The organism is Arthrobacter sp. H41 (assembly GCF_000520535.1).
In the GTDB taxonomy this organism is placed as follows: Bacteria; Actinomycetota; Actinomycetes; order Actinomycetales; family Micrococcaceae; genus Arthrobacter_D.
On sequence record NZ_KI914793.1, the window covers coordinates 34,246 to 35,530 of the forward strand.

The following is a 1,285-nucleotide window of genomic DNA, read 5'->3' on the forward strand; positions in this document are numbered from 1 at the left end:
GATCCGCGAGCGCGCGCGAGCTACGTGGGAATGCTGGCTGCAGCAGTCCTGCTGCCCCTGCTGCTGGCGCCCGGCTACCCGTGGGTCCTGCTGGTTCTCCTGCTAATACCTGCGTGCGTTCCGCCGAGCAGGGTGATGCTTACCGGCTCTCGGCGCGAGAGCCTGATTCCCGTCCTGAAGCGGACCGGGCTCATCAATCTAGCCTTCAGCCTGCTGTTCGGGCTGGGTATCGTGCTGTCTGCCGCGCTCGGATAGCGACTGGTTCTTCAGCTTTTTCGGGACTGGTTCTGTCGAGGTCGGCGGGCAGCGTTCACTGCCGCATTCGAATCGAAGTGGTCCTCGGCTTCGGCGTCGTCGAGCTCCCTTCCATTCCGCACGGGAGGCGCCCCGTCCTTGAATCGCCGCTGGAGGCTCGCGGCGGCATCGTTGCGCATGGGCCGGAAGAACAGGTACGTGATGCACCAGGCGAGGATGGCAGCGACCACCGCGGAGAGCACCGCACCCAGCTGCAGGAGCATGCAGAGAACGAAGAAAACGATCACGAGCAGGAGCCGGAGGGCTGTGAATTTGAGGAAGGCCACTGCTCAAGTTTACTCGCCTACACTTGGAGTATGCCGCGCCTCTTGCTCTTTCTGGCGATTCTCGGAGTCGCCATCATCATCTACTCCCTGATCGACTGCATCATGAGCAAAAGGCATGAGGTGCGCAGCATTTCGAAGCCGGCCTGGCTCATCATCATTCTCCTTCTGCCCCTCATCGGAGCCGGGATGTGGTTCCTTTTCGGCCGTCCGCGCTCCGCTCGCCCGGGACCTCCGCGGCCCGCCCGACGCCACCCGACAGCTCCCGACGACGACCCCCAGTTCCTGCAGAACCTCGAAACGAAGCGCCGCCAGCAAGCCCGCGAAGCGGAACGGCGCCGCAAGGAACAGGAACTCAAGGCACGCGAGGCGGAGGCGAAGAAAAAGAAGGGCACCGGCGACGGCGAGAAAGCCGGCGGTACCGCCACTCCGGGGAACGCCAATACCCCGGTCAAGCCGGTAGACCCGGCAAAGGGGCAGTCGAAGGACGACGACGCCGGGCCCGCGAGCACCGAGCGCCCCAAGAACCCCTAGCTCCCCCCCCGTTACCTTTTTAGTAGCCTCGAATTGAGTAAGACTTGGGGTTGCTGGCCTGTCGGTCGCGGCATGATTTACTCCCCCTGTTATCGATGATCCGGGGGGTGCTGTCACCGGGATTCGATAGGCGCCAGGGATATCGCTAATAGGGGCCGGGTAAGGACGGGAAA

At 63.5% G+C, this 1,285-nt stretch carries 2 protein-coding genes and 1 pseudogene; 2 read left to right on the forward strand and 1 reads right to left on the reverse strand.

Annotated features, from left to right (window positions below; translation table 11 throughout):
* Positions 1-255 (forward strand): annotated as a pseudogene (locus Y705_RS23130) (1,4-dihydroxy-2-naphthoate polyprenyltransferase); the annotation flags it as partial.
* A gap of 11 nt (positions 256-266) precedes the next feature.
* Here Y705_RS23130 and Y705_RS0109155 read toward each other — a convergent pair.
* Entirely contained in the window at positions 267-581 is a 315-nt protein-coding gene (locus Y705_RS0109155) for a DUF4229 domain-containing protein (RefSeq protein ID WP_026532642.1), read from the reverse strand.
* A 30-nt stretch (positions 582-611) separates the two neighbouring features.
* Between Y705_RS0109155 and Y705_RS18695 the strand changes: the two genes are divergently transcribed.
* Positions 612-1,112, forward strand: a complete 501-nt coding sequence (locus tag Y705_RS18695; RefSeq protein ID WP_081737937.1) for a small VCP/p97-interacting protein — start codon at positions 612-614, stop codon at positions 1,110-1,112.
* The last annotated feature ends 173 nt before the right edge of the window (positions 1,113-1,285 follow it).